We start from the raw sequence: 24,866 nt of genomic DNA on the forward strand, positions 1-24,866 counted from the left end.
GCCCTAGGCTTGTCCTCATGACGCGCGCTTCGCTGGACAAGAAACCGCACGAGGTCGCTGCGATGTTCGATCGCACGGCCCGGCGGTACGACCTGGTCAACGACATCATCTCTCTCGGTCAGGTCCGGCTGTGGCGCAAGGCGACCGCGGCGGCCGTCGACGCCGGCCCCGGTGAGCTGGTCCTCGACCTCGGCGCGGGCACCGGCACCTCGACCGACGCGTTCACCACGCTCGGTGCCAGGGCCATCGCCTCCGACTTCTCGTTCGGCATGCTGAGCACCGGCGTGCGGCGGCGGGGCGGTTCCGGGCTGTCGGGCGGCGGCGTCCGCGGCGTCAGCTTCATCGCGGGCGACGCGCTGCGGCTGCCCTTCGCCGACGAGGTCTTCGACGCGGTGACGATCTCCACGGCGCTGCGCAACGTGCAGGACACCGGCCAGGCGCTGCGCGAGATGTTGAGGGTCGCCAAGCCGGGGGCGCGTCTGGTGATCCTGGAGTTCTCCCACCCGCCGTCGAAGTCGTTCGACCTCGTCTACACGCAGTACCTCATGAAGCTGATGCCGCAGGCCGCCAAACTGTTCGGCTCCAACGACGACTCCTATGAGTATCTCGCCGAGTCGATCAGGGAGTGGCCGGACCAGGCGGGCCTGGCGAAGATCATCCAGGAGGCGGGCTGGGAGCGGGTCGCCTGGCGCAATCTCGCCCTGGGTATCGTGGCGCTTCATCGCGCATATAAGCCCGCATAGAAGATTGACAGGCGATAGCAGTACCCGCCTGACACTTCACCCCGCAAAGGGGTTAGACTTCGGCCCGACAAGTTTGTGAAGACCTTCACAAAGGAACGAAAGGCCCCCATCCGAGGCCGTCAAAGGGTGTAGGACAGGACAGGTCCCGTGACCGTGCCAGCCGCCATACAGCGGAATGTCGCTGAGGCTGACGCCGACGTCATCGTCGTCGGCGCCGGGCCCGCCGGTTCGACAACCGCTTTCCATCTCGCACAGGCCGGGCTCGACGTCCTGTTGCTGGAGAAAACCACATTCCCCCGTGAGAAAGTCTGCGGCGACGGGCTGACGCCCCGGGCGGTCAAGCAGCTCATCGCGATGGGGATCGACATCGACGCCCCCGGGTGGGTCAGGAACAAGGGCCTGCGCGTGGTCGGCGGGGGGCGCCGTTTCGAGCTCGACTGGCCCGAGCTGTCCAGCTACCCCGACTTCGGGCTGGTCCGCACCCGCCAGGACTTCGACGAGATCCTCGCCTCCAACGCGGTGCGCGGCGGTGTCCGCCTGCTGCAGGACGTCAACGTGACCGCGCCGATCCTCGACGACCGCAGCGGCCACATCGTGGGCGTGATCGCCAAGAAGGACGGCGAGGACGTCTCCTACCGCTCCCGCCTGGTGGTCGCCGCCGACGGCAACTCCAGCAGGCTCTCCCTGGCGATGGGGCTGCACAAGCGCGAGGACCGTCCGATGGGCGTGGCCGTGCGCACCTACTACGAGAGCCCGCGTCACGACGACGACTACCTGGAGATCTGGCTGGAGCTGTGGGACGGCGACACGCTGCTGCCCGGCTACGGCTGGATCTTCGGCGTCGGCGACGGCACCTCCAACGTGGGACTCGGCCTGCTGAACACCAGCGAGGCCTTCAAGGGCATGGACTACCGCGACCTGCTCAAGCGCTGGGTCAAGAACATGCCCTCCGAGTGGGGTTTCAGCCAGGAGAACATGACCGCCCCCATCCGGGGGGCGGCGCTGCCGATGGCCTTCAACCGCCAGCCGCACTACACCCGGGGCCTGGTGCTGGTCGGCGACTCGGGCGGGATGATCAACCCGTTCAACGGTGAGGGCATCGCCTACGCGATGGAGAGCGGCCGGACCGCGGCCGAGACCGTCGTCCAGGCCCTCGGCCGGGCCACCCCCGCCCAGCGGGAACGCGTGCTGCGGGCCTACCCTCAGGTACTGAAAGACGCCTACGGTGGTTACTTCAACCTGGGCAGAGGGTTCGTGGAGCTCATCGGACACCGGGGAGTGATGGACTTCGCCACCCGTCACGCGCTGCCCCACCCCCGCCTGATGCGCTTCGCGTTGAAACTCCTTGCTAATCTCACCGACCGGCGGGGCGACGCGTCCGACCGCATCATCAACGCTCTGTCAAAGGTCGTGCCGTCGGCATGACCTCGGCAAACGTCCAGAACCTGGAACCAAGAGCGATGATCCCCCTGCCTAGACTTGCACAACGAAACGACATGATGAGCTGCGCGCCGGCGCGCGTGGAGATGGGAGAGGAGGCGTAGCGATGGAGCTGTACGCACCCATCCTGGTGCTCGCCGTTCTCGCGGCGGGTTTCGCGATCTTCTCGGTGACGATCGCGCCCTTCACCGGTCCCAGGCGCTGGAACCGCGCGAAACTCGACGCCTACGAATGCGGGATCGAGCCGACGCCCCAGCCTGTCGGTGGCGGTCGCTTCCCGCTGAAGTACATGATCACCGCGATGCTCTTCATCGTGTTCGACATCGAGATCATCTTCCTCTACCCGTGGGCGGTCGCGTTCGACCAGCTCGGGGTCTTCGGGTTGGTCGAGATGGTGCTGTTCATCGTCACCGTGCTCGTGGCCTACGCGTACGTGTGGCGCCGCAAGGGTCTGGACTGGGACTAGATATGGGTCTTGAAGAGAAACTTCCGAGCGGATTCATGCTCAGCACGGTCGAGCAGGTTGCCGGCTGGGCGCGTAAGAACTCCGTCTGGCCGGCGACCTTCGGTCTTGCCTGCTGCGCCATCGAGCTGATGTCCACCGGTGGCCCCAAGCACGACCTGGCGCGCTTCGGCATGGAGCGCGCTTCGGCGTCTCCGCGCCAGGCCGACCTGATGATCGTGGCGGGCCGGCTGTCGCAGAAGATGGCCCCGGTGCTGCGGCAGATCTACGACCAGATGGCCGAGCCCAAGTGGGTCATCGCCATGGGCGTCTGCGCCTCCAGCGGAGGTATGTTCAACAACTACGCCATCGTGCAGGGTGTGGACCACGTCGTCCCCGTCGACATCTACCTGCCCGGCTGCCCGCCGCGGCCCGAGATGCTCATCGACGCGATCGTGAAGCTGCACGACAAGATCCAGAACATGAAGTTCGGCGCGCACCGAGCCAAGCAGATCGACGAGCTCGAACTGCAGGCCCTGCGGACGCTGCCCCTGATCGATCAGGGGACCGCCAAGTGAGGCGCGAGAGCGGCGAGACCCGCGCGGCGAACAAGGAACGGTGAGATACCGGCATGAGCACTGACAACCTCCCCGAGGTCCCCCAGGAGCCGATCGCCCGCCTGGGCATGTTCGGCGCCAAGGGCACCGGAGACACCTCCGGCTACGGTCGCCTGGTCGTGCGGCGCAAGCCCGAGCTGTCCACCCCCCGTCCCTACGGCGGTTACTTCGACACCGTGGCCGACGAGCTGGAGCGCGCGCTCGGCGCCGACCTCGCCGACGCGATCGAGCGCGTCGTCGTCGACCGCGGCGAGCTGACCTTCCACGTCAGGCGCGAGCGCCTGCTGGAGGTCGCGAAGACCCTGCGCGACGACCCCGCGCTCCGCTTCGAGCTGTCGCTGGGCGTCTCCGGCGTGCACTACCCCCACCTCGAAGGTGAGGAACTGCACGCGGTGATCCACCTGTGCTCCATCACGCACAACCGCCGCCTGCGCCTCGAGGTGTCCTGCCCCGACTCCGACCCGCACATCCCCTCCACAGTCTCGGTCTACCCGACTCACGACTGGCATGAGCGGGAGACCTGGGACTTTTTCGGAATCGTCTTCGACGGCCACCCGGCGCTGACCCGCATCATGATGCCCGACGACTGGGACGGCCACCCCCAGCGCAAGGACTACCCGCTCGGCGGCATCCCGGTCGAGTACCGCGGCGCCCAGATCCCCGCGCCCGACCAGAGGAGGTCGTACTCGTGAGTGCTCCCTATGAGGAGGCCACGGAGGGCAAGGTCTACACCGTCTCCGGCAACGACTGGACGGAACTGGTCGAGACCCTCAGCGGCCAGCAGGACGAGCAGCTCGTCGTCAACATGGGCCCCCAGCACCCGTCCACGCACGGCGTGCTCCGCCTGGTGCTGAACCTCGACGGTGAGACGGTCACCGAGGCCCGCACGGTCATCGGCTACCTGCACACCGGCATCGAGAAGAACATGGAGTTCCGGACGTGGACCCAGGGGACCACGTTCGTCACCCGCATGGACTACCTCGCGCCGATCTTCAACGAGACGGCGTACTGCATGGGCGTCGAGAAGCTGCTGGGCATCACCGACCGCATCCCCGAGCGGGCCCAGGCCATCCGCGTGATGATGATGGAGCTGACCCGCATCTCCTCGCACATGGTGGCCATCGGCACCTTCGGCATGGAGCTGGGCGCGACCACGCCGTTCCTCTTCGGGTCCCGCGAGCGCGAGATGGTGCTCGACGTGATGGAGTACATCACCGGCCTGCGGATGAACATGGCCTACGTGCGGCCCGGCGGCGTCTCCGTCGACCTGCCCGCGGGCGCCGTCGACAAGGTCGGCGAGCTGCTCAAGGTCATGCCGGAGCGCATCAAGGACATGCGCAAGCTGCTCGACGCCAACCCGGTCTACCTCGCCCGCACCAAGGACATCGCCTACCTCGACCTCACCGGCTGCATGGCGCTGGGCGTCACCGGGCCGATGCTGCGGGCCGCGGGCCTGCCGTGGGACCTGCGCAAGTCGCAGCCCTACTGCGGCTACGAGACCTACGAGTTCGACGTCCCGACCGAGAAGACCGCCGACGTCTACGGCCGTTACCTGGTGCGCATGGCCGAGATGGAGGAGTCGCTCAAGATCATTGAGCAGGCTCTCGACCGGCTCTCCGGCCCGCTCAAGGGCGGCCGGGTCATGGTGGACGACAAGAAGATCGGCTGGCCCGCGCAGCTCGCGCTCGGCCCCGACGGCCTGGGCAACTCGCCCGACCACATCGCGCACATCATGAGCGGCTCGATGGAGGCGCTGATCCACCACTTCAAGCTGGTCACCGAGGGCTTCCGGGTCCCGGCCGGGCAGGCCTACGCCTCGGTCGAGTCGCCCCGCGGAGAGCTCGGCGCCCACGTGGTCAGCGACGGCGGGACCCGGCCCTATCGCGTACACTTCCGCGACCCGTCCTTCACGAACCTGCAGTCCATGCCCGCGACGTGCGAAGGCGGCATGGTCGCCGACGTCATCTCGGCTGTGGCTTCGATCGACCCCGTCATGGGAGGTGTGGACCGGTGACATACGCACCGGAGGTCCGCGAGCGCCTCGAGCGCGACGCCAAGGAGATCATCGGCCGCTACCCCAAGCCGAGGTCGGCCCTGCTGCCCCTGCTGCACCTGGTGCAGTCCGAGGACGGCTACGTCTCCGACGACGGCCACGAGTTCTGCGCCGAGACGCTGGGCCTGAGCAAGGCCGAGGTGGTCGGCGTGGCCACCTTCTACACCATGTACAAGCGCAGGCCGATGGGCGACTACCACGTCGGCGTCTGCATCAACACGCTGTGCGCCGTCATGGGCGGTGACCAGATCTGGGACGAGCTGTCCGAGCACACCGGGGTCGGCCACGACGAGGTGACCCCGGACGGAAAGGTCTCGCTGGAGCGGCTGGAGTGCAACGCCGCCTGCGACTTCGCCCCGGTGATGATGGTCAACTGGGAGTTCTTCGACAACCAGACGCCGGAGTCGGCCAAGCAGCTCGTCGACGACCTGAGGGCGGGCAAGGAGATCTCCCCGACCCGCGGCCCGAAGCGGCTGTGCACCTTCAAGGAGGCCTCGCGCGTGCTGTCCGGCCTGCCGGACGGCCTGGCGGACGAGGGCCCCTCGGCGAACGGCGCCTCCCTGGAGGGCCTGAAGGTCGCCAAGGCCAACGGATGGAAGGCTCCTGAGCCATCATGACGACTCTCACCCCGGTCCTGACGGCCAACTGGGACCAGCCCGACTCCTTCACCCTGGACGGCTACGGCGACTACGCGGCGGCCAGGAAGGCGCTGCTGGGCATGGAGCCCGACGCCGTCATCCAGGCCGTCAAGGACTCCGGCCTGCGCGGCCGCGGCGGCGCGGGCTTCCCCACCGGCATGAAGTGGGGCTTCATCCCCCAGGGCGACGGCAAGCCGCACTACCTGGTGGTCAACGCCGACGAGTCCGAGCCGGGAACCTGCAAGGACATCCCGCTGATGATGGCCAACCCGCACTCGCTGGTCGAGGGCGTCATCATCGCCTCCTACGCCATCCGCGCCAACCACGCCTTCATCTACGTGCGCGGCGAGGTGCTGCACGTCATCCGCCGCCTGCAGGCGGCCGTGGCCGAGGCGTACGGCAAGGGCCTGCTCGGCAGGGACATCTTCGGCTCCGGCTTCGACCTGGAACTCGTGGTCCACAGCGGGGCTGGCGCCTACATCTGCGGCGAGGAGACGGCGCTGCTCGACTCGCTGGAGGGCCATCGCGGTCAACCTCGGCTCAAGCCCCCCTTCCCGGCCGTGGCGGGCCTGTACGCCTCGCCCACCGTCGTGAACAACGTGGAGTCGATCGCGAGTGTTCCCTCGATCATCTCCAACGGTGCCCAGTGGTTCGCCTCGATGGGCACCGAGAAGTCCCAGGGCTTCGGCATCTTCTCGCTGAGCGGCCACGTCACCCGGCCCGGCCAGTACGAGGCCCCGCTCGGCATCACGCTGCGCGAGCTCCTCGACATGGCGGGCGGCATCCGCGAGGGTCACCGGATCAAGTTCTGGACCCCCGGCGGATCGAGCACCCCGATCTTCACCGAGGAGCACCTGGACGTCCCGCTCGACTTCGAGTCGGTCGGGGCCAAGGGCTCCATGCTCGGCACCCGGGCCCTGCAGATCTTCGACGAGACCACCTGCGTGGTGCGCGCCGTACTCCGCTGGACCGAGTTCTACGCGCACGAGTCCTGCGGCAAGTGCACCCCCTGCAGGGAGGGCACCTACTGGCTCAAGCAGGTGCTCAAGCGGCTGGAGAAGGGCCAGGGCACCGAGGAGGACCTGACCACGATCACCGACATCGCCGACAACATCCTGGGCCGCTCCTTCTGCGCCCTGGGCGACGGCGCCACCAGCCCCATCCACTCGTCGGTGAAGCACTTCCGCGACGAGTACCTCAAGCACTTCGAGATCGGCGGCTGCCCGTTCGACCACGCCCCCTCCACGGTCTGGGGGAACAAGTGAGCGGACGGCACGCGACCGGCAAGCACAGCACCGTTTCGGTCATGAGGCCGACGGAGGAGACGCCATGACCGTCGAAGCGACCACCCCGGCGCAGGCGCCGGTAGAACTGGTAACCCTCACCATCGACGGTTTCCAGGTGAGCGTCCCCAAGGGCACGCTGATCATCCGGGCGGCCGAACTGCTCGGCATCCAGATCCCCCGGTTCTGCGACCACCCGCTGCTCGACCCCGCGGCCAACTGCCGCCAGTGCCTGGTGGACATCCCGGACGCGGGCAACGGCCGGGGCTTCCCCAAGCCGCAGCCGTCCTGCGCCATCGAGGTCGCCCCCGGCATGGTCGTGCAGACCCAGCTCACCTCGCCGGTCGCCGAGAAGGCACAGCGCGGCGTCATGGAGCTGCTGCTGCTCAACCACCCGCTGGACTGCCCGGTCTGCGACAAGGGCGGCGAGTGCCCCCTGCAGAACCAGGCCATGTCCAACGGCCAGGGCGAGAGCCGCTTCGAGGAGAGCAAGCGCACCTTCCCCAAGCCGATCGCGCTGTCGACCGAGGTGCTGCTGGACCGCGAGCGCTGCGTGCAGTGCGCGCGCTGTATCCGCTTCTCCGACGAGATCGCCGGTGACCCGCTCATCGAGTTCTTCGAGCGCGGGGCCAAGGAGCAGGTCAGGACCGCCGACGGCGAGCCGTTCGAGTCCTACTTCTCCGGCAACACCATCCAGATCTGCCCGGTCGGCGCGCTGACCGGCGCCGCCTACCGCTTCCAGGCCCGCCCGTTCGACCTGGTCTCCACGCCCAGCGCGTGCGAGCACTGCGCCAGCGGCTGCTCGCTGCGCACCGACCACCGCCGCGGCAAGGTCACCCGCCGTCTGGCCGGGGACGACCCCGAGGTCAACGAGGAGTGGAACTGCGACAAGGGCCGCTGGGCCTTCACCTACGCCACCCAGCCCAACCGGCTCAAGACCCCCCTCGTCCGTGACGAGGGGGGCCGCCTGGTGCCGGCCTCCTGGCCCGAGGCGCTCGCCGTCGCGGCCCGGGGCCTGAGCGCCGCCCGCGGCCGCGCGGGCGTGCTCGTCGGCGGCAGGGTGACCGTCGAGGAGGCCTACGGCTACGCCAAGTTCGCCCGGATCGCGCTCGGCGGCAACGACGTCGACTTCCGCGCCCGGCCGCACTCGGCCGAGGAAGAGCGGTTCCTCGCGCACGCCGTCGCGGGCAAGGGCATCGAGATCCGCTACCGCGACCTGGAGAAGGCTCCGGCCGTGGTCCTGGTGGGCTTCGAGCCCGACGAGGAGTCGCCGATCGTCTTCCTGCGTCTGCGCAAGGCGTGGCGCAAGAAGGGCCTGCGGGTCTTCTCGGTCGCGCCGTTCGAGACCGAGGGCCTGGCCAAGATGGGCGGCACGCTGGTGCCCACGCTGCCCGGCGCCGAGACCTCGGCCGTCGAGGACCTGATCTCCGGCGCCTCGCCGGCCGCCGAGGCGGTCAGGCGGGAGGGTGCGATCATCCTCGCCGGTGAGCGGCTCGCCACCGTGCCCGGCGCGCTGTCGGCACTGGTACGGCTGGCCGAGACCACCGGCGCCCGCCTGGCGTGGATCCCGCGCCGGGCCGGTGAGCGCGGCGCGGTCGAGGCCGGAGCGCTGCCGAACCTGCTGCCCATCGGCCGCCCGATCGACGACGAGACCGCCCGCGCCGAAGTGGCCAGGGCGTGGGACGTCACCTCGCTCCCCGAGAAGCCGGGCCGCGACACCTCCGCCATGCTGGCGGCGGCGCTCGGCGGGGAGCTCGACGCCCTGGTCGTCGCCGGTGTCGACCCCTACGACCTGGCCGACCCGGAGGCCGCGCTCGCGGCCCTGGAGAACACCCCGTTCATCGTGAGCCTGGAGCAGCGCCCCAGCGCGGTCACCGACCGCGCCGACGTGGTGCTGCCGGTCGCCACGGTGGCCGAGAAGTCCGGCACGTTCGTCAACTGGGAGGGACGCGGCCGCACGTTCGAGGAGGCGCTCCCGGTTCCGGGAGTCATGAGCGACCTGCGGGTGATCTCCGCGATCGCCGACCACATGGACGTGCACCTCGGCCTGCCCGACCCCGCGACCGCCCGCCGCGAGCTCGCCTCGATCGGCGCGTGGCGCGGTCCCCGGACCGCGGCGCCGAGCGTCGTCGGCCGGCCCGTCACCGCCCCGAAGGCGGGGGAGGCGCTCCTGGCCACCTGGCACCTGCTGCTCGACGACGGCCGCCTGCAGGACGGCGAGCCGTACCTCGCGGGCACGGCCCGCGCGGGCGTGGCGCTGGTGTCGGCGGCCACCGCGGCCGAGTCCGGCGTCGCGGACGGCGACAAGATCACCGTCGCCACCGAGGGCGGCTCGCTGAGCCTGCCGGTCCTGGTCGCCGACCTGCCCGACGGGGTGGTGTGGCTGCCCTCGAACTCCGCGGGCCGTTCGGTGACCCGCGACCTGCGCGCCGCGGCCGGTGACGTTGTCAGGATCGGGAGCGCCCAGGCGGGCGAGCCCGACGCGGCGGGCGCCGTGCTCGCCGAAGGCGCCTCCGGCACGGCGGACGGCGAGTCCGCGGCTCCGGAGCCGGCCTCCGGCGCGGCCGCCCGCGAAGTGAACGAGGAGCGGTGAGCGAAATGAACACGCACCTGCTTGCGGCGGCTGCCGATCCCTCCCTTGCCGACTTCGGCAAGGACCCGCTCTGGATCAGCATCATCAAGGCCGTCGTCATCTTCATCGTCCTGATGCTGGGCGTGCTGTTCGGCGTGTGGTTCGAGCGCAAGCTCATCTCCCGCATGCAGAACCGCTACGGCCCCAACAGGGCGGGCAAGTTCGGTCTGCTGCAGTCGGTCGCCGACGGCCTGAAGATGGGCCTGAAGGAAGACCTGATGCCGCGGACCGTGGACAAGGTGATCTACTTCATCGCCCCGGTCGTCATGGCGGTCCCGGCCTTCCTGGCCTTCTCGGTCATCCCGATGGGGCCGATGGTCTCGATGTTCGGCGTCAAGACGCCGCTGCAGCTGACCGACCTGCCGGTCGCGGTGCTGCTGGTGCTGGCGATGGCCTCGATCGGCGTGTACGGCATCGTGCTCGCGGGCTGGGGATCGCGCTCGCCGTACACGATCCTGGGCGGCCTGCGGGCCAGCGCCCAGGTCGTCTCCTACGAGATCGCGATGGGCCTGTCGTTCGTCGGCGTGTTCCTGTACGCCGGGACGCTGTCCACCTCGGAGATCGTCGCCGCGCAGGCGGGCGGCAGGGCCGTCGAGCTGGGCGGCCTGACCATCCAGATGCCCTCGTGGTACATGGTCCTGCTGATCCCCTCGTTCCTGATCTACATCGTCACGATGCTGGGCGAGACCAACCGGGTCCCCTTCGACCTTCCCGAGGGCGAGGGCGAGCTGGTCGGCGGCTTCCAGACCGAGTACTCCAACTCGCTGAAGTTCGCCGTCATCATGCTCGCCGAGTACGTCAACGTCTTCGTCGTCTCGGCCGTGTCGATCACCCTGTTCATGGGCGGATGGCGGGCGCCGTTCCCGATCTCCATGTGGGAGGGCGCGAACAGCGGCTGGTGGCCGCTGCTGTGGTTCTTCCTCAAGATGGTGCTCGTCTTCGCGTTCTTCATCTGGTGCCGCGCCTCGCTGCCGCGAGTCCGCTACGACCAGCTGATGGCCCTCGGCTGGAAGGTCCTCATCCCGGTCAACCTCGGCTGGATCCTCCTGGTCGCGACCATGAAGGCCTACCAGATCCAGGGCATCAACCGGCAGCTGGTCGTCATCATGGCCGGTGTGGTGCTCCTCGGATGCTTCGCGCTGTGGTGGCGTTTCGACAACGTCCTGCAAAAGCGCAGGGAGGCCAAGGCCGCCCAGGTTGAGGCGGAGTTCGCGCACCTTGACGCCGAACCGGCCGCGGGTGGCTTCCCCGTGCCGCCACTCGACCTGCCGCACTACCACGGCGTAGCGCGCAAGGAGGTTCCCAGTGGGAGCAACTGATTGGCTGAACTCCGTCAAGGGGTTCGGCGTGACCTTCCACACGATGTTCAAGAAGGTCGAAACGGTCAACTACCCCGAGGAGAAGCGGCCCACGGCTCCGCGTTTCCACGGCCGGCACCAGCTCAACCGCTGGCCCGACGGCCTGGAGAAGTGCATCGGCTGCGAGCTCTGCGCCTGGGCCTGCCCGGCCGACGCGATCTTCGTCGAGGGAGCCGACAACACCGACGAGCAGCGGTTCTCGCCGGGTGAGCGCTACGGCCGCACCTACCAGATCAACTATCTGCGGTGCATCCTGTGCGGTCTGTGCATCGAGGCGTGCCCGACCCGCGCGCTGACCATGACCAACGAATACGAGCTCGCCGACTCGAGCCGCGAGAGCCTCATCTACACCAAGGAGATGCTCCTCGCGCCCCTCGGTCCAGGCATGGAGGCCCCGCCCCACGCCATGCGTCTCGGCGAGAGCGAAGAGGACTACTACCGGCTGGGACGCAACAATGGGTGAGACCATCACGTTCTGGGTGCTGGCGGTCGTCTCGGTCGCCGCCGCCCTCGGCCTCGTCTTCAGCCGCAGGGCCGTCTACTCGGCCCTGATGCTGGGCGTGGTCATGCTCTCCCTGGCGGTGCTCTACGCCGTCCAGGACGCCCCATTCCTCGCCGCGGTGCAGATCATCGTCTACACCGGCGCGGTCATGATGCTCTTCCTGTTCGTGCTGATGCTCGTCGGCGTGGACTCGGCGGACTCGCTGGTGGAGACCATCAAGGGACAGCGCCTCTGGGCGGCGATCGCGGGCCTGGGCTTCGCCGCCCTGCTCGCCCTGGGGGTCGGCAACACGGTGGTCGGCCCGGCGACCGGCCTGTCGGGCGCCGTCAAGCAGGCGGGCGGCAACGTGCCCAGCCTGGCCCAGCTGATCTTCACCCGATACGTCTTCGCCTTCGAGGTCACCTCGGCGCTGCTGATCACCGCCGCGCTCGGCGCGATGGTCCTGGCCCACCGCGAGCGGGTACGGCCCAAGGCCACCCAGCGCGACCTGGCCCGTGCCCGGTTCCTCGGCCCGCAGCCCTCGCCGCTGCCCGGCCCCGGCACCTACGCCCTGCACAACGCCATCGACATGCCCGGACTGCTGCCCGACGGCACGGTCTCGGCCAAGTCGGTCAACCGGGTGCTCGCCCGGCACGAGCAGGAGGACCGCATCGCCCCGACCGACCCGCGCAAGGCCGCGCTCATCCAGCAGGTCCTCGCGCAGGACGGTGTCGCGGACAGTGCCGTGGACACCGTCGTGGACGGCCACACCGCCGACCACGCCGAGCCGGAGGAACTCGCCGTACGGGACACCGTGCGGGAGGACGAGCGGGCCGTCGTGGAGGACACCGTGGTGGAGGACCCCGTGGTGGAGGACGGCGTCGTGGAGGACGGTGTCGCGGAGGACGGCGCGGCGCCGGAGACCGCCCGGGAGGGCGGCGCCAAGGAAGCGGCTCACCAGGAGGACGCCAAGTGACCACTCACTACCTGGTGCTCTCGGCGCTGCTGTTCGCGATCGGCGCCATCGGCGTGCTGACGCGGCGCAACGCGATCGTGGTGTTCATGTGCGTCGAGCTCATGCTCAACGCCTGCAACCTCGCGTTCGTCACCTTCGCCAGACAGCACGGCAACCTGGACGGCCAGATCATCGCGTTCTTCGTGATGGTGGTGGCCGCGGCCGAGGTCGTGATCGGCCTTGCCATCATCGTGACGATCTTCCGAACCCGCAGGTCCGCGTCGGTCGACGACGCCAACCTGCTGAAGTACTAAGAGGTGGCCGGTGCAATCTCCCGCTGAGATCATCCAGCACTCCGGTGGAGTGATCGGGGTCTCCTGGCTGATGATCGCGCTGCCGCTGCTCGGTGCCGCGATCCTGTTGCTGGGCGGCCGCCGTACCGACCGGTGGGGCCACTTCCTCGGCGTCGCCATGTCGCTGGCCGCCTTCGTGGTCGCCGTCCTGTCCTTCGTGGAGCTGATCGGCCTGCCCGAGGGAGAGCGTCGCAGGGCGTTCGAGCTGTACCAGTTCATCCCCGGCGTCGCCGACATGGGCGTCCTGATCGACCCGCTGTCGATCAGCTTCGCCCTGCTGATCACCGGTGTGGGTTCGCTGATCCACATCTACTCGATCGGCTACATGTCGCACGACCCCGACCGGCGCAGGTTCTTCTCCTACCTGAACCTGTTCGTGGCGGCGATGCTCCTGCTGGTGCTGTCGGACAACTACGTCGGCCTGTTCATCGGCTGGGAGGGCGTCGGCCTGGCGTCCTACCTCCTGATCGGCTTCTGGCAGTTCAAGCCCTCCGCGGCGGTCGCGGCCAAGAAGGCCTTCATCGTCAACCGCGTCGGCGACTTCGGCCTCCTGATCGCGATCTTCACGATCTGGACCACGTTCGGCTCGGTCACCTTCGGCAAGGTCTTCGGCGCGGCCGGCGAAGCCTCCCAGGGCACGCTGACCGCGATCGGCCTGCTGCTGCTCCTGGGCGCCTGCGGTAAGTCGGCCCAGCTGCCGCTGCAGTCCTGGCTTCTGGACGCGATGGAGGGCCCGACCCCGGTCTCGGCCCTCATCCACGCCGCGACCATGGTCACCGCCGGTGTCTACCTCGTCGTCCGCTCCGGCGCGATCTTCGAGGGCGCCCCGACCGCGCAGCTCGTCGTGACGATCGTCGGTGTGGCCACGCTGCTCGCCGGTGCGATCATCGGTTGCGCCAAGGACGACATCAAGAAGGGCCTGGCCGGTTCGACGATGTCGCAGATCGGCTACATGATGCTCGGCGCGGGCCTCGGCCCGGTCGGCTACGCCTTCGCCATCGCGCACCTGATCACGCACGGCTTCTTCAAGGCCAACATGTTCCTCGGCGCCGGTTCCGTCATGCACGGCATGAACGACCAGGTCGACATGCGCAAGTACGGCGGCCTGTTCTCGGTGATGAAGGTCACCGCGATCACCTTCATGATCGGTTATCTGGCGATCATCGGCTTCCCGCTGCTGTCCGGTTACTTCACCAAGGACGGCATCATCGAGACGGCGATGGAGCACAGCCAGATCCTGGGCTGGCTGGCCGTCGTCGGCGCCGGCATCACCGGCTTCTACATGTCGCGGATGGTCTTCATGACCTTCTTCGGCAAGAGGCGCTGGGACGAGGACGCCCACCCGCACGAGTCGCCCTCGGTCATGACCGTGCCGCTGATCATCCTGTCCATCGGGTCGATCTTCCTGGGTGCCTTCCTCATCCTGGGCAACCGGCTCATGCTCTTCCTCGCCCCGGCCGTCGGCCTCCCCGAGGAACTGCCCGCTTTCCACCCCTTCAGCGTCCCCGGCCTGGCCACGCTCGCGCTGGTCGCCGTCGGCGCCGCCTTCGCCTGGTCCCGCTACGGCGCCGCCGAGGTGCCCCGGGTCGCCCCGCGCGGCTCGTTCCTCACCGTGTTCGCCCGTCGTGACCTGTACGGCGACGCCCTGAACGAGGCGCTGTTCATGCGTCCCGGCCAGTGGCTGACCCGGATCGCGGTGTTCTTCGACAACCGTGGCATCGACGGCCTGGTCAACGGGCTGGCCGCGGCCATCGGCGGAACCTCCGGGCGGCTGCGTCGCATCCAGACCGGCTACGTACGGTCCTATGCGTTGTCCATCCTCTTCGGTGCCGCCCTGGTCGTCGGCGCGCTGCTCTACGTAGGGAACATGTGATGCCCTGGCTCTCGACCCTGATGGCCGTGCCCGTACTGGGCGCGGTGGGTGTCTCCCTTGTCAAGAGTGACAAGCTCGCCAAGCAGCTCGCCCTGGCGGTCTCCCTGGTCGTGCTCGTCCTGACCGCCGTCATGGCGGTCAGGTTCGACCCGGCCCTGGGCGCGGCCAAGGAGACCCGCTTCCAGTTCGCCGAGACCTACGACTGGATCCCGCGCTTCGGGGTCCACTACGGCGTCGGCGTCGACGGCATCGCCCTGGTGCTGATCGCGCTGTCGGCGATCCTCGTGCCGATCGTGATCCTGGCCTCCTGGCACGACGCGGACGGCACCGGCGCCGCGGCCCCGCCCAAGCGCTCGGTGAAGACCTACTTCGCACTGCTGCTGGTGCTGGAAGCGATGATGATCGGCGTCTTCGCGGCGACCGACGTCTTCCTCTTCTACGTCTTCTTCGAAGCCATGCTGATCCCGATGTACTTCATGATCGGGTCGTACGGCGGAGCCCAGCGGTCCTACGCGGCCGTCAAGTTCCTGCTCTACTCGCTCTTCGGCGGCCTGCTGATGCTCGTCGCGGTGATCTCGCTCTACGTGATCGCCGACAAGGGCACCTTCATGTTCCCCGAGCTGATCGGGGTCATCCAGGACCCGACCACGCAGAAGTGGCTGTTCCTCGGCTTCTTCATCGCGTTCGCGGTCAAGGCGCCGCTGTGGCCGTTCCACACCTGGCTGCCCGACGCCGCCGCGCAGGCCCCGGCGGGCGCCGCGGTTCTCCTGGTCGGCGTGCTGGACAAGGTCGGCACCTACGGCATGCTCCGCTTCTGCCTGGAGCTGTTCCCCGAGGCGTCCAAGTTCTTCACACCGCTGGTGATCGTGCTCTCGGTGATCGGCGTCGTCTACGGCGCGATCGTGGCCATCGGCCAGACCGACATGAAGCGCCTGATCGCCTACACCTCGATCTCGCACTTCGGCTTCATCGCCCTCGGCGTCTTCGCGATGACCACGGACGCGGGCGCGGGCGCCACCCTCTACATGGTCAACCACGGCTTCTCGACCGGCGCGCTGTTCCTGATCGCCGGATTCCTGATCTACCGCCGTGGTTCGAGCCAGATCGCCGACTACGGAGGCGTGCAGAAGGTCGCCCCGCTGCTGGCGGGCACCTTCCTGATCGCCGGCCTGTCGGGCCTGTCGCTGCCCGGACTGTCCACATTCGTCAGCGAGTTCATGGTCCTGCTCGGCACCTACGAGCGCTACGTCGTCCCGGCGATCATCGCCACCAGCGGTGTGGTCCTGGCGGCGGTGTACATCCTGTGGATGTACCAGCGCACGATGACCGGCCCCACGGCCGAGTCCGTCAAGACCCTCCCGGACCTCAACGCCCGGGAGAAGTGGGTGGTCGGCCCGCTGATCGCCGTGATCATCGCACTCGGCTTCTTCCCCAAGCCGGCGCTTGACATGATCAACCCGGCGGTGGACCACACCCTGTCCAATGTCCACATCTCCAACGTGCACGTCACGCCGGCCGTCGCCGAGAAGAAGGGGGCCGGGCAGTGAACGGCACCACTGTGACAACTCCGACGATCGAATACGCGCTGCTGTCCCCGATGCTGATCGTGTTCGGTGCGGCGATCATCGGGGTGCTGGTCGAGGCGTTCGCGCCCCGTTACCTGCGTAAGTCGATCCAGACGCCGCTCACGCTGCTGGCGCTGTGCGGCGCGTTCATCACGACCATCCTGGCGGCCATGAACGGCCTGCCGGAGACCGCCTCGGCCATGGGGGCGGTCGCGGTGGACGGTCCCTCCCTGTTCATCTGGGGGATCATCCTCATCCTGGCCTTCATCAGCGCGCTGCTGATCAACGACGACGAGCAGTTCGTCGCGCAGGCGGCGGCCGTACCGGGAAGCGCCGACGAGGAGAACGCGGTCCGCAGCGGGTTCGCGCAGACCGAGGTCTACCCGCTGCTGCTCTTCGCGGTCGGCGGCATGCTGCTCTTCCCGGCGGCCAACGACCTGCTGGCGATGTTCGTGGCCCTGGAGGTCATGTCCCTGCCGCTGTACCTGCTGTGCGGCCTGGCCCGCCGTCGCCGCCTGCTCTCGCAGGAGGCCTCGGTCAAGTACTTCCTGCTCGGCGCGTTCTCCTCGGCCTTCTTCCTGTACGGCATGGCCCTGCTGTACGGCTACGCGGGCTCGGTGGACCTCAAGGCCATCAGCCAGGCGCTCGGCACCGTGTCCGGGCAGCGGCCGCTGCTGCTCGTCGGCGTCGCGATGCTCGCCGTCGGCCTGCTGTTCAAGATCGGCGCCGCGCCGTTCCAGGCCTGGAAGCCCGACGTCTACCAGGGTGCCCCGACCCCGATCACCGCCCTGATGGCCTCCACCGTGCTGGTGGCGGCCTTCGGCGCCGTGCTCCGCGTCTTCTGGGTCGCCCTGGGCAACCTCGACTGGGACTGGCGCCCGGTCATGTGGGGCGTCGCGATCCTCACGATGATCGTCGGCGCGGTCCTGGCGATCACCCAGACGGACATCAAGCGCATGCTTGCCTACTCCTCGATCGCGCACGCGGGCTTCCTGCTCACCGGTGTGATCGCGACGGGCGCCGCGGAGCAGAACACCAAGGCGCTGTCGGCCATCCTGTTCTACCTGGCGGCCTACGGCTTCACCACGGTCGGCGCCTTCGCGGTCGTCACCATGGTTCGCGACGCGGGCGGCGAGGCGGGGCACTTGTCCCGTTGGGCCGGACTTGGTAAGCGAGCGCCGATTCTGGCGGGAATCTTTGCATTTTTCCTGCTGGCCTTCGCGGGCATCCCGCTGACGAGCGGCTTCTTCGGCAAGTACGCCGTGTTCACGGCCGCGGTCGGCGGAGGGGCGATTCCGCTGGTCATCGTGGGTGTGGTGAGTTCGGCGATCGCCGCGTTCTTCTACGTCCGGGTGATCGTGCTGATGTTCTTCAACGAGCCCGCTGCGGACGGCCCGACCATCGCCGCCCCCAGCGTGAGCACCTCGGCTGTGGTCGCCCTCGCGGCAGCGGCTACGGTAGTGCTGGGTGTTTTCCCGCAGCCGGTGCTCACTCTGGCGGACCAGGCTGCGTCCGCGCTGTTCATTCGTTAGAGGAGTAATGCTTCATGGCTGCGCCACCGGTTGTTGATCTTCCGTTCGTCGACGAGCGGCTGGCGCAGGACCTCGCCGACGGCCTGGCTGAGGTCGAGAAGCTGCTCCGTTCCTCGGTCGAGAGCGAGGACGCCTTCGTCACGGAGGCGTCCAAGCACCTCATCGAGGCCGGGGGCAAGCGGTTCCGGGCCATGCTCGTGCTGCTGGCCGCCCAGTTCGGCAGGCCCGAGGCCCCGGGGGTGATTCCCGGGGCCGTGGTCATCGAGCTGACCCACCTGGCGACCCTGTACCACGACGATGTCATGGACGAGGCGCCGGTCCGCAGGGGCTCCCCGTCGGCCAACGCCCGCTGGGACAACACCGTGGCCATCCTGACCGGCGACTACCTGTTCGCCCAGGCCTCGGAGATCCTCGCCGACCTGGGGCCCGACATCATCCGGATCCAGGCCCAGACGTTCTCCCGCCTGGTACGGGGCCAGATCCGCGAGACCATCGGCCCTCGCGCGGGCGAGGACCCCGTGGCCCACTACATCGACGTGCTGGCCGACAAGACCGGCTCCCTGATCGCCACCTCCGGCCGGTTCGGCGCCATGCTGAGCGGCGCGTCGCCGGAGATCGTCGCCCGGCTGACCCGGGCCTGCGAGGCCATCGGTGTCGGCTGGCAGCTCGGCGACGACCTGCTCGACGTCGCCTCCGAGTCGGTCGAGTCCGGCAAGACGCCCGGTACCGACCTGCGCGAGGGCATCCGCACCCTGCCGGTGCTGTACGTCCTGGCCTCCGACGCCCCCGAGGACGCCCGTCTGCGCGAGCTGCTGGCCGGTCCCGTGGCCGAGGAGAACGTCGAGGAAGCCCTGCGCCTGCTGCGGGCGAACCCGGCCATGGGGCGGGCCCGCGCCGAGCTGGTGGCCTGGGTCGACCGGGCCCGCGAAGACCTCTCCGGCCTTCCCGACACCCCGGCCCGCGCCGCCTACCTCGCCCTCTGCGACTACGTCATCGAGCGCTCGGGCTGAGCCGGCGTCTCCGGCGACGGCTGACGCGAAACGTGGCGCGAACGAGACGCGAACGTGGCGCGAAACGAGATGGAATGGGAAACGCGATGGTGGCCTAACGGTTGCCGCGTAAGAGTACGCCGATAAGAAATCGGCGTAAGAAGTCGCGGTGGTCCGTGAATAAAACGGTGCTGCGACCAGGAAGTCGGATACGGTGGAGAAGTAATGAACTCCGTAGTGCTGAACACAGCACGAAGCCCCGACACGTGATGACAGTCCCGGCCGGGGCTTCGTTCTGAACCGCGGGCTCAGCCGGCCGTTCGGCTAGCTGGGCCTGCGTCTGTTCAGCAGCCAGGTCACCGTGACGACGGCGACTCCTGCGACGAGGAGCCACCATCGGCCTGCTATGCGACCTGACCTGTCGTCGGTCCGCTTGGCGTGTTTCGCCATCGCTTTCCCGCCTTCCCGGACCGGTACTGCCCTTGGGGACGACCCCGGTCCGTCCAGTCGATCCCCGGGGGCTCGACTGGGCGGAGAGAAGCTGCGCGACACTCACGAACCGAGACGAAATTACCAGCGATTCCGGCGCCTGACTCGAATATGCCTTCTCAGGTCCCTCGAATTCCGTGAGACCTCGCACGAGAGACGGCAGACGAATTTCGTGGGGAGTCCCGGGAGAGGTCGTCGCGGTCCGGGCCCGCCGACGGGTGCCGGTTCGCCGGCTTCTCGGAATTCCCTCCCCGCGCATGCGCAGGCAAATATTGTATGTGCATGGAGAATCTTGGCGGGCACTGACCGAACGAGGAGGACCGGCGATGTCATGGGACAGGTTCGTGGTTCTGCACACCAGGGTGGAAGCCGACCTGGCCAAGGCGTTGCAGCGCGGGCACGGGCTGGGCCTGTCGGAGTATCGCGCGCTGGGAGAGCTGGCCCAGGTGTCCGGCGGTGAGCTGCGCATGCAGGAACTGGCTGAGGCGCTCGGCCTCAACCAGAGCTCGGTCACCCGGCTGGTCGCCCGCCTCGAACAGGCCGGTCTGACCAGGAGGGCCCTGTGCGAGGGTGACCGCAGAGGCGTCTACTCGGTCATCACCGACGCCGGTCGGGTCCGCCTGGCCGAGGCGATCCCCACCTACGAGCGTTCCCTCGACCTCGCGCTCGAACAGGCGGGAGACGACCCACTCCTGAGCCCGCTGGTCGCGGCCGTACGGGGCTCCTGATCCTCCTGACCCTCCTAGGCGGCCCGGGCGGTCGCCTAGGCGGTCACCGGCTCCGGCACCGTGCGGCGGGTCTTACGGGCGGCGCGGAGGCTGTCCCAGGTGAACAGCGACAGGGCCAGCCAGACGATGGCGAATCCGGCCCACCGGCTGGGCGGCATGACCTCGTGGGCGACGAACACGCCGACGAGGAACTGCAGCACCGGGGCGATGTACTGCAGCAGGCCGATCGTGGTGAGCGGCACCCGCAACGCCGACGCGGTGAAGCAGATCAGCGGAACGGCCGTGATGACGCCGCCCCCGGCCAGGAGGAGGGCGTGACCCGTGCCCAGGCTCCCGAAGGTGCCGGCGCCCTGTTGCTGCAGATAGACCAGGTAGCCGAGCGCGGGCAGCAGCAGAACCAGGGTCTCGATGGCCATGCTCTCCGCGGCGCCGACCCTCGCGATCTTCTTGATCAGGCCGTAGGTGCCGAAGCTCACGGCCAGCACCAGCGCGATCCACGGCGGCCTGCCGTAGTCGACGGCGAGCAGGACCACCGCCACGGATCCCAGCCCGACCGCGCCCCACTGCCAGGGCCGCAGGCGCTCCTTGAGCAGCACCACCCCGAACAGCACGCTCACCAGCGGGTTGATGAAGTAGCCGAGCGCGCTCTCGACCACGTGCCCGCTGTTGACGGCGTAGATGTAGACGCCCCAGTTGACTGTGATGACCGCCGCGGCCAGCACGAGGAGACCGAGCCGCTTCGGGGTGCGCAGCAACTCGCGGAACCAGGACCAGTGCCGTCTGACGGCCAGGATCGCGATGACGGCGACGAGGGACCACGCGACGCGGTGGGCGAGGATCTCCAGGGCTCCGGAGGGCTTCAGGAGCGGCCAGTAGAGGGGGAACAGGCCCCACATGCTGTAGGCGGCGATGCCGTACAGGACCCCGCGACGCGATTCAGGCATGACACCCATCTTTACTGCTTACCTGATTTACTACAAGTTAGTAGTCCTTCTCCAATCATTAAGTGACTCTTATGGGAACACGGGAGTGCCCGAGGTGGTTCCTACCTGGTGAGAACGTGTCAGAAGGAGGTTCGCAGCATGGGCTGGCTGTTCGGCAACAAGACTTCCATGGTCGCCCCGGAGAACGCGCTGCCGGGCCGGGCCACCCCGATGGCGGTGCCCGCACGTCACGCGGTCCTCGACGCCCCGCTGGCTCCGCCGTACCCCAAGGGAACCGAGATCGCCGACTTCGGCCTCGGCTGTTTCTGGGGCGCCGAGCGCAAGTTCTGGCAGACTCCCGGAGTGGTGTCCACCTCGGTCGGCTACGAGGGCGGCTACACCCCGAACCCGACCTACGAAGAGGTCTGCAGCGGCCAGACCGGCCACACCGAGGCCGTCCGCGTGGTCTTCGACCCCTCCCACATCTCCTACGAGGAACTGCTCCGCGTCTTCTGGGAGGCCCACGACCCCACCCAGGGCATGCGCCAGGGCAACGACGTCGGCACCCAGTACCGCTCGGCGATCTACTTCCACTCACCCGAACAGGAGAAGGCCGCCCTGGCCTCACGCGACGCCTACCAGAAGGTGCTCAACGAGGCGGGCTACGGCCAGATCACCACAGAGATCGCCCCAGCCGGCGACTACTTCTTCGCCGAGGAGTACCACCAGCAATATCTATACAAAGTACCCAACGGCTACTGCGGCATCGGCGGCACTGGAGTCTCGTGTCCTGTTGGCCTGACCTCCGGCGACGCGTAGACCTGCGGAGATAGTCGATTCCTGGCCCAGGATCGCCCGGTTCACCCGGTGTCGATCTTGGGCCAGAGCCGTTTCCGGCGAGGAGTTTCATCACACAGTTGAAGACGAGCCGCCTTCGGCGTCTCGCCGCGCGTCAGGCGGTGGCCGTCCACTTGATGGTCCACGGCGATGGCCGCCGCTGAGCCGGGGCTCGCGCCATCGGGACGACGAAGGCCCATGGGGCGTTGACTTTGTCGCAAGATATGACGCAATATGTTGCTACAAAGATTGCGACAAAAGGAGGCGCTATGACCCGTGAGCCGTTACCGGACGCCGGCCCGCCGGCGCGTGCGGCCGATCTGCGACTGGCGGGCGAGTGGCTGGCCCGGCACGACCTGGCCGACGCCCGCCCGACCCCGCTGCTGGCCAGTCGGCTGGCGGTCCGCAGCCGCGCCCGCCTCGCCGCTCACGTCATCCTGGCCGTGCTGATCCTCGCGAGCGCGCTCGCCGCCACTTCCGCCTTCGGCGGCCTCCCGCCGCATCGCCCGCTGCCGCTGCTGGCCCTGACCGCGCTGGTGGCCGGGCTGTTGCTGGCACAGTCGCTGCTCGACCGGTGGGTGCGACGCGTCGACCAGCGGGCGGGCGCGACGCTGTCGCGCAGGGCCGCCCATCTGGTCCAGCCCGGCTGGCGGGCCGTGCTCGGCCGGCCGTACGCCGTCTTTGCGGTCGCCACGTTCGCCGGTGCGATGGTGCTGGTCGGGAGCGCACTGGCCGTTCCCGACCCCACCGTGCGGCAGCTGGCCGTCGTTCTGCTGATCGGCCTGCTCGGTGTGACGGCCATCATCGCCGTGCAGCTGCGTCACCTGCTCAGGTGCCCGGTCGTGGCGGAGGACGAGGAGTCGCTGACCGCCGACGTCATCATGCGCGTCGAGGACGCCCGCGACCTCACCACGCCGAACGTGCAGTGGTCGCTGCCCATGGTGCTGCTGTTCGGCACCGCGCCCGGCTGGTGGAGCGCCGCTGCGGTCGCCTACCTGATCCTGGGCCTGATCGCGATCGTCGCGCTCCGTGCCAGGACGCCGTCGAGCGCGACGGTGGCCCGGCGGGTCATGAGCGTCCGATGATCGTCATCGACGCGGCCTCGCCGGTGCCGCCGTTCGAGCAGCTGCGGGCCCAGCTCGCCCGGCAGATCCAGGACCGCACGCTGGCCGTGGGCGCCCGGTTGCCGACCATCCGCCACCTCGCGGCCGACCTCGGCCTGGCCGTCAACACGGTCGGCCGGGCCTACCGGGAGCTGGAGGAGGCCGGGTTGATCGAGACGCGCGGGCGGGCGGGCTCGTTCGTGTCGGCCGCCGGTGAGGAGGGCCGGGAGCGAGCTCGCCGGGCCGCCGCCGACTACGCGGCCGTGATCGCCAGCGTCGGCATCGACGCGGGCGAGGCGATCCGCATCGTACAGGCGGCTCTGACGTCCGGCGCGGCAGCACCGGCCTCGTCATGACCGCGACCCGGCCGCAGGATCACGTCGCCGGGCGCGCGACGCCGGCGTAGCGGCCGATCAGGCGGCCCCTGTCCCCTTTGAGGCCGGGTCCTGGCACACCGTCTCCGGCTGTCGGCCGCCCTGACGAGGACAAGTTCGATTCCGGATCGTCCCACCGTCCTCGCAGGATGGTGGCAGTCGTGACCTTCTCCCACCGGCGACGCAGCCGGTCGCGCGCTGGATGCAGAGTTCCTGCCGGGTCCTCCTCGCGGGGCCCGGTCGTCAACCGACGGCACCGCATGGTCGCTTCACCCCTCGTGCTCGTGCCCTGCATATCGGCATGGCCGAAGGGGAGTTAATGGTATGGCTGGAACCATGATCTTCTTGAGTCGGGTCCTCCGAGTCGTCATGCTCACTCTTCTGATCATTCAGATCACCGTTGTCACCGCTCCCCACTCGGCGGTGGCCGACGCGCGCAAACGGCCACAGGTCGATGCTGCGGCACCGGCTCGCCGCATGCTGGCCCGGCTGAAAGTCGCCAGGCCGCTGTCGATCCGTGGTTACAGCCATCGACGGTTCCAGCCCCGGTGGGCGCACCACAGGGGTAGGTGCGACGTGCGGGAGACGGTCCTTGCTCGTAGCGGGCAGGGCGTGCGCAGAAACGCGGCCTGTCACCCTGTAAAGGGTGTTTGGTACAGCGTGTACGACGGCAAGTCGCTGAGGAGTGCGCAACAGATCGACGTCGACCATGTCGTGCCGTTGGCGTACGCCTGGCGCTCCGGTGCCAGAAGATGGAGCCAGGCGCGGAGGCGCGCCTTCGCCAACGATCTCACTCGCCCCGAGCTGGTAGCGGTCAGCCACTCCGCCAACATCGCGAAGGGAGGCCAAGGGCCGCAGAGCTGGCGTCCGTCGCGCCGCGGTTACTGGTGCCGTTATGCGAGTTCGTGGATCACTGTGAAGTATCACTACCGGCTTTTCGTGACCCGGAAGGAGAAAGCAGCCCTGCTCAACATGCTCCGCACCTGCCGGAGGTAATGATTGACACACCGGCCGACGACTCGCGCCGCACGAGAGAAGGTCTCCCCCTGGAACGGCGACCCCTGTGAGGGGCCGCCGAGAGGATTTCACGACCTCTACACGAAGATCGCCCCTCCGGCTGCCGCACCGAACCCGCGAGAGAACAAGTGCTGCGGGCTGAGCGGTACCGGTGTCTCCTGTCCGGTCGGTCTGACGTTCGGTGACGTCTGATGACCATGTCTTGATCCACAGTGGGTGGATCAAGGGAGGGGAACGCGAGGATTTTCTCCGAACGACGCACGTCGTCGCGGACGGCTTCGGTGTCCCAGCCTGCGGTGCGCAGCAGGCGCTGCATGGCCTACGGGCCGGATGGTCCGGCGTGTTCTCGCGGTCGTCGTCCGCCCCCTCCGGCGTGAAACGGTCGCGCGTCCTGCAGCAAGATCCAAGCCGTTTGCAATCGCGGCCCGGAATCCTACTGCC

23 protein-coding genes are annotated in these 24,866 nt (G+C 68.6%); 22 read left to right on the forward strand and 1 reads right to left on the reverse strand.

Features of this window, described 5'->3' with window-relative positions; all coding sequences use genetic code 11:
• Window positions 1–17: 17 nt before the first annotated feature.
• The 18 genes from AB0N02_RS24200 to AB0N02_RS24285 all read left to right on the forward strand — a co-directional run bounded on the left by AB0N02_RS24200 (window position 18) and on the right by AB0N02_RS24285 (window position 20,171).
• Window positions 18–743 (forward strand): demethylmenaquinone methyltransferase, encoded by a 726-nt coding sequence (locus AB0N02_RS24200; RefSeq protein WP_363950499.1) that lies wholly within the window; start codon window positions 18–20, stop codon window positions 741–743.
• Window positions 744–890: 147 nt separating this feature from the next.
• Window positions 891–2,168, forward strand: a complete 1,278-nt coding sequence (locus AB0N02_RS24205) for a geranylgeranyl reductase family protein (protein ID WP_363950502.1) — start codon at window positions 891–893, stop codon at window positions 2,166–2,168.
• Between the two features lie 121 nt (window positions 2,169–2,289).
• Window positions 2,290–2,649, forward strand: coding sequence for an NADH-quinone oxidoreductase subunit A (locus AB0N02_RS24210; protein ID WP_363950503.1), 360 nt, complete (start codon window positions 2,290–2,292; stop codon window positions 2,647–2,649).
• 2 nt (window positions 2,650–2,651) lie between these two features.
• Complete coding sequence (locus AB0N02_RS24215) at window positions 2,652–3,203, forward strand: NADH-quinone oxidoreductase subunit B (protein WP_184755084.1); 552 nt, start codon at window positions 2,652–2,654, stop codon at window positions 3,201–3,203.
• Between the two features lie 53 nt (window positions 3,204–3,256).
• The gene (locus tag AB0N02_RS24220; RefSeq protein ID WP_363950506.1) at window positions 3,257–3,934 is read left to right on the forward strand and encodes an NADH-quinone oxidoreductase subunit C; all 678 of its coding nucleotides are present in this window, start codon (window positions 3,257–3,259) and stop codon (window positions 3,932–3,934) included.
• A 65-nt stretch (window positions 3,935–3,999) separates the two neighbouring features.
• Window positions 4,000–5,256 carry an NADH-quinone oxidoreductase subunit D gene (locus tag AB0N02_RS24225; RefSeq protein WP_363950773.1) on the forward strand — a complete coding sequence of 419 codons (1,257 nt, stop codon included), beginning with the start codon at window positions 4,000–4,002 and terminating at the stop codon, window positions 5,254–5,256.
• Window positions 5,253–5,912, forward strand: a complete 660-nt coding sequence (gene nuoE, locus AB0N02_RS24230; protein ID WP_363950509.1) for an NADH-quinone oxidoreductase subunit NuoE — start codon at window positions 5,253–5,255, stop codon at window positions 5,910–5,912. The genes AB0N02_RS24225 and nuoE overlap by 4 nt, the downstream gene beginning before the upstream one ends.
• Window positions 5,909–7,198, forward strand: a complete 1,290-nt coding sequence (nuoF, locus tag AB0N02_RS24235) for an NADH-quinone oxidoreductase subunit NuoF (protein ID WP_363950512.1) — start codon at window positions 5,909–5,911, stop codon at window positions 7,196–7,198. Before nuoE ends, nuoF begins: the two co-directional genes overlap by 4 nt.
• 64 nt (window positions 7,199–7,262) lie before the next feature.
• Window positions 7,263–9,809 carry an NADH-quinone oxidoreductase subunit G gene (locus AB0N02_RS24240; protein ID WP_363950515.1) on the forward strand — a complete coding sequence of 849 codons (2,547 nt, stop codon included), beginning with the start codon at window positions 7,263–7,265 and terminating at the stop codon, window positions 9,807–9,809.
• A gap of 5 nt (window positions 9,810–9,814) precedes the next feature.
• Window positions 9,815–11,167 carry an NADH-quinone oxidoreductase subunit NuoH gene (nuoH, locus tag AB0N02_RS24245; RefSeq protein WP_363950518.1) on the forward strand — a complete coding sequence of 451 codons (1,353 nt, stop codon included), beginning with the start codon at window positions 9,815–9,817 and terminating at the stop codon, window positions 11,165–11,167.
• Window positions 11,154–11,669 carry an NADH-quinone oxidoreductase subunit NuoI gene (nuoI, locus tag AB0N02_RS24250; protein ID WP_363950520.1) on the forward strand — a complete coding sequence of 172 codons (516 nt, stop codon included), beginning with the start codon at window positions 11,154–11,156 and terminating at the stop codon, window positions 11,667–11,669. The genes nuoH and nuoI overlap by 14 nt, the downstream gene beginning before the upstream one ends.
• On the forward strand, window positions 11,662–12,663 hold the full coding sequence (locus tag AB0N02_RS24255) for an NADH-quinone oxidoreductase subunit J (protein WP_363950523.1): 1,002 nt from the start codon (window positions 11,662–11,664) through the stop codon (window positions 12,661–12,663). Before nuoI ends, AB0N02_RS24255 begins: the two co-directional genes overlap by 8 nt.
• Complete coding sequence (gene nuoK / locus AB0N02_RS24260) at window positions 12,660–12,956, forward strand: NADH-quinone oxidoreductase subunit NuoK (protein WP_363950526.1); 297 nt, start codon at window positions 12,660–12,662, stop codon at window positions 12,954–12,956. Before AB0N02_RS24255 ends, nuoK begins: the two co-directional genes overlap by 4 nt.
• A 70-nt stretch (window positions 12,957–13,026) precedes the next feature.
• Window positions 13,027–14,868, forward strand: coding sequence for an NADH-quinone oxidoreductase subunit L (gene nuoL / locus AB0N02_RS24265; RefSeq protein ID WP_363950776.1), 1,842 nt, complete (start codon window positions 13,027–13,029; stop codon window positions 14,866–14,868).
• Complete coding sequence (locus tag AB0N02_RS24270) at window positions 14,868–16,415, forward strand: NADH-quinone oxidoreductase subunit M (protein WP_363950529.1); 1,548 nt, start codon at window positions 14,868–14,870, stop codon at window positions 16,413–16,415. Before nuoL ends, AB0N02_RS24270 begins: the two co-directional genes overlap by 1 nt.
• Window positions 16,412–17,965 carry an NADH-quinone oxidoreductase subunit NuoN gene (nuoN, locus tag AB0N02_RS24275; protein WP_363950532.1) on the forward strand — a complete coding sequence of 518 codons (1,554 nt, stop codon included), beginning with the start codon at window positions 16,412–16,414 and terminating at the stop codon, window positions 17,963–17,965. The genes AB0N02_RS24270 and nuoN overlap by 4 nt, the downstream gene beginning before the upstream one ends.
• Window positions 17,966–17,979: 14 nt before the next feature.
• On the forward strand, window positions 17,980–18,975 hold the full coding sequence (locus tag AB0N02_RS24280) for a polyprenyl synthetase family protein (RefSeq protein ID WP_363950536.1): 996 nt from the start codon (window positions 17,980–17,982) through the stop codon (window positions 18,973–18,975).
• 794 nt (window positions 18,976–19,769) lie between these two features.
• Complete coding sequence (locus AB0N02_RS24285) at window positions 19,770–20,171, forward strand: MarR family transcriptional regulator (protein WP_363950537.1); 402 nt, start codon at window positions 19,770–19,772, stop codon at window positions 20,169–20,171.
• A gap of 35 nt (window positions 20,172–20,206) precedes the next feature.
• On the opposite strand, the gene rarD is transcribed toward AB0N02_RS24285, so the two are convergent.
• Complete coding sequence (gene rarD / locus AB0N02_RS24290; protein ID WP_363950539.1) at window positions 20,207–21,115, reverse strand: EamA family transporter RarD; 909 nt, start codon at window positions 21,113–21,115, stop codon at window positions 20,207–20,209.
• A 138-nt stretch (window positions 21,116–21,253) separates the two neighbouring features.
• Here rarD and msrA point away from each other — a divergent pair, with 138 nt between their 5' ends.
• From msrA to AB0N02_RS24310, 4 genes are all read left to right on the forward strand, one after another.
• Window positions 21,254–21,913, forward strand: coding sequence for a peptide-methionine (S)-S-oxide reductase MsrA (msrA, locus tag AB0N02_RS24295; RefSeq protein ID WP_363950541.1), 660 nt, complete (start codon window positions 21,254–21,256; stop codon window positions 21,911–21,913).
• A 287-nt stretch (window positions 21,914–22,200) separates the two neighbouring features.
• Window positions 22,201–23,016, forward strand: a complete 816-nt coding sequence (locus AB0N02_RS24300; protein WP_363950543.1) for a hypothetical protein — start codon at window positions 22,201–22,203, stop codon at window positions 23,014–23,016.
• On the forward strand, window positions 23,013–23,390 hold the full coding sequence (locus tag AB0N02_RS24305) for a GntR family transcriptional regulator (RefSeq protein ID WP_326822967.1): 378 nt from the start codon (window positions 23,013–23,015) through the stop codon (window positions 23,388–23,390). The genes AB0N02_RS24300 and AB0N02_RS24305 overlap by 4 nt, the downstream gene beginning before the upstream one ends.
• A 342-nt stretch (window positions 23,391–23,732) precedes the next feature.
• A complete protein-coding gene (locus tag AB0N02_RS24310) occupies window positions 23,733–24,404 on the forward strand; it encodes an HNH endonuclease family protein (protein WP_363950545.1) in 672 nt (223 codons plus the stop codon).
• Window positions 24,405–24,866: the final 462 nt, after the last annotated feature.

Source organism: Streptosporangium sp. NPDC051022 (assembly GCF_040683035.1).
GTDB lineage: Bacteria > Actinomycetota > Actinomycetes > Streptosporangiales > Streptosporangiaceae > Streptosporangium.